This is a genomic window from Paracoccus fontiphilus, from assembly GCF_017356265.1.
GTDB classification, from domain to species: Bacteria; Pseudomonadota; Alphaproteobacteria; order Rhodobacterales; family Rhodobacteraceae; genus Paracoccus; species Paracoccus fontiphilus.
Window position 1 is genome coordinate 1 of record NZ_JAFNAW010000137.1, and the last position, 2,978, is coordinate 2,978.

The 2,978-nt window shown below is 69.0% G+C and carries 3 protein-coding genes; 2 read left to right on the top strand and 1 reads right to left on the bottom strand.

Annotated elements, in window-relative coordinates:
• On the bottom strand, positions 1 to 705 hold a 705-nt coding region (locus tag J0F76_RS20285), incomplete at its 3' end, for a tRNA dihydrouridine synthase (RefSeq protein WP_207472248.1).
• 228 nt (positions 706 to 933) lie between these two features.
• Between J0F76_RS20285 and J0F76_RS20290 the strand changes: the two genes are divergently transcribed.
• Positions 934 to 2,316, top strand: coding sequence for an L-serine ammonia-lyase (locus J0F76_RS20290; RefSeq protein WP_207472259.1), 1,383 nt, complete (start codon positions 934 to 936; stop codon positions 2,314 to 2,316).
• 105 nt (positions 2,317 to 2,421) lie between these two features.
• A partial coding sequence (locus tag J0F76_RS20295) for a COG3650 family protein (protein WP_207472260.1) occupies positions 2,422 to 2,978 on the top strand: 557 nt, incomplete at its 3' end.

A 2,978-nucleotide genomic window follows, 5' to 3' on the forward strand; every position in this document is an offset into this window, starting at 1 on the left:
GCGCCCGACCATCACCGCCTCGGCGCCCGACGCCGCAAGCGCCGCGCGGGCGGACGCGGCGTCCACCACGTCGCCGTTTGCAACCAGCGGCGGGCGTCCCGGCAGGTTCGCCACCGCGCGGATGCGGGTCCAGTCGGCCTGCCCCTTGTAGAACTGCGCCCGCGTCCGGCCATGCACGGTCAGCATCCCGACCCCGGCATCGCCGGCACGGCGCGCCAGTTCGGGCGCGTTGAGGCAATCGTCGTCCCAGCCCAGCCGCATCTTCAGCGTGACGGGCACCGAGACCGCCCCCACCACCGCGTCGATCAGCGTCAGCGCATGGTCCAGGTCGCGCATCAGCGCCGCGCCCGACAGGCCGCCCGTGACCTTCTTGGCCGGGCAGCCCATGTTGATGTCGATGATCCGCGCGCCCATGCCTTCGACGATGCGGGCCGTTTCGGCCATGGCCTCCGCCTCGCGGCCCGCGATCTGTACGCTGACGGGCAGCACGCCCTCGGTCAGGGCCTTGGCGCGGACAGCGGCGCGGGTCGATGGGCGCGGCGTCACCATCTCGGTCGAGGCGACCATTTCGCTGACCATCAGTCCCGCCCCGTGACGTGCGACGGCGCGGCGGAACGGCAGGTCGGTGATTCCCGCCATCGGTGCAAGAAACACCGGCGGGCCAAGCCGCGTGTCGCCAAGGATGATCGGGTCGCCAAATCGCATGTCTGTTCCTTCACTCTGCCCGCGGCCAGCCGCAAGGTTGTCCCCGGCGGGCCATCGTGCCGCCTGTTTGACCATCCGCCTTTTTGCCCATATTTAAGGCAGTAAGCCCATTAATAAAGCAGCACGCGCTTGGTGCCCATGTCGCTAAGATCCCGCCCGCCTGTCGCAATCGGAATGGCCTTTGGCCGGGCAGATGCTTAGATGGAGACTGAATTACAAGGGGGACGCATGTTCCTGTCGGTTTTCGATCTGTTCAAGGTGGGGGTCGGCCCCTCCTCGTCGCATACCATGGGGCCCATGGTCGCGGGTGCGCGTTTTCTGGACGAATTGCGCCAGCAGCCCTTCAAGGCCCACGGGCTGAAGGCCAGCCTGCACGGCAGCCTTGCCTTCACCGGCAAGGGCCATGCCACCGACCGGGCGACGATCTTGGGGCTTGCGGGTTTCGCGCCCGCGACGCTGGATGCGGATGCCGCCGAGGCCGCACTGGCAGCGAACCGCGAGTCCCGCCTCCTGTCGCCCGAGGGCCTTGGCGACCTGGTCTTCGACCCGGACCGCGATCTGCGTTTCGATTTCGACCATGCGCTGCCCGGTCATGCGAACGGCATGACCTTGTCGGCCACCGACGCGCAGGGCGACGTGATCTTCCACCGCATCTATTACTCCATCGGCGGCGGCTTCGTGCTGACCGACGAGGAACTGGCCAGCAAGGGCAGCGAGAAGCGCAGCGACGATGCGCCTACCGTCCCCTTCCCCTTCGCCAGCGCCGCCGAGATGCTGGAGATGGCCAAAGCCTCGGGCAAGTCCATCGCCCGCATGAAGCACGACAACGAACGCGTGTATCGATCCGACGCCGAGATCCGCGACGGGCTGCTGCGCATCTGGCAGGTGATGCGGGACTGCATGGACCGGGGGCTGACCAGCGACGGCATCCTGCCGGGCGGGCTGTCGGTCAAGCGCCGCGCCAAGGCGATCCATGAAAAGCTGATGGCCGAACGCGGCATGAACCTGACCGCGCCCCATGTCATCAACGACTGGATGTCCACCTATGCCATGGCGGTGAACGAGGAGAACGCGGCAGGCGGACAGGTCGTCACCGCCCCCACGAACGGCGCGGCGGGCACCGTGCCTGCCGTGATCCGCTATTGGCTGGACCACGTTCCCGGCGCATCCGAACGCGACATCCCCGAGTTCCTGCTGACGGCCTCGGCCATTGGCGGGCTGGTCAAGCACAATGCCTCGATTTCCGGGGCCGAGGCCGGGTGCCAGGCCGAGGTCGGCAGCGCCAGCGCCATGGCTGCGGCGGGCCTTGCGGCGGTCCTGGGCGGCACGCCCGAGCAGATCGAGAACGCGGCCGAGATCGCGCTGGAGCATCACCTGGGCATGACCTGCGACCCGGTGCGCGGGCTGGTGCAGGTGCCCTGCATCGAGCGGAACGGCCTTGGCGCCATCAAGGCCGTCAGCGCGGCCAGCCTGGCCCTGCGGGGCGACGGCACCCATTTCGTGCCGCTGGACGCCGCGATCGAGACGATGCGACAGACCGGCCGCGACATGTCGGACAAGTACAAGGAAACCTCGCTGGGCGGGCTGGCGGTCAACGTCCCGAATTGTTGATCGCCGATCCGGCGGGCTGTCGCCGCAATCCCCGAGGCGCGCTTGTGCCGCCCGCTCGCGGTTGCTAACGCTGGCGTGACAGTGATCCCCAAAGAAGGCCGACCGATGACACCGCGTCTTGCACTCATCGCGCTGATGACCCTGCCGCTTGCCGCCTGCGAGGGCGTGAACCTTCCGGGCCTCGGCACTGCCGAGCCCGAGGTCCAGGGCCACAAGGGCCCCCCCGGCGTTTCCCCCCTGGAACAGCCGATCGAGACCGGGGCCGAGGTGAAGCCCGTGTCCACCGCCGAGGCCAGCACCTACAACACCGCGGCCTTCAGCGCCCGCGGGAACGAGCCGTTCTGGGCCGTCGATGTGGCAGGCAGCACCGCGATCTACAAGACGCCCGACAACCAGAAGGGCCGCCCGATCCGCGTGAACCGCCTGGCTTTCGCGCAGGGCGTGGAATACGTGGGCGTCCATGCGGGCCGTCCCTTCGTGCTGAACATCCGGGCAGCCGAATGCGAGGACAGCATGTCGGGGCAGGACTTCCCCTTCACCGCTCGCCTGACCGTGTCGGGCAGGTCGGAAGCGGGCTGCGCCAGCGCGGCCTCTGCCGAGGTCGCCCAGGCGGTTGCCGCCACCCGCGCCCCGGCCCCCGCCGCGCCGCGCCAGGCCACGAC

Coding starts and splice junctions, on each gene's coding strand:
- J0F76_RS20290 (WP_207472259.1), top strand. CDS start 934: ATGTTCCTGTCGGTTTTCGATCTGTTCAAGGTGGGGGTCGGCCCCTCC.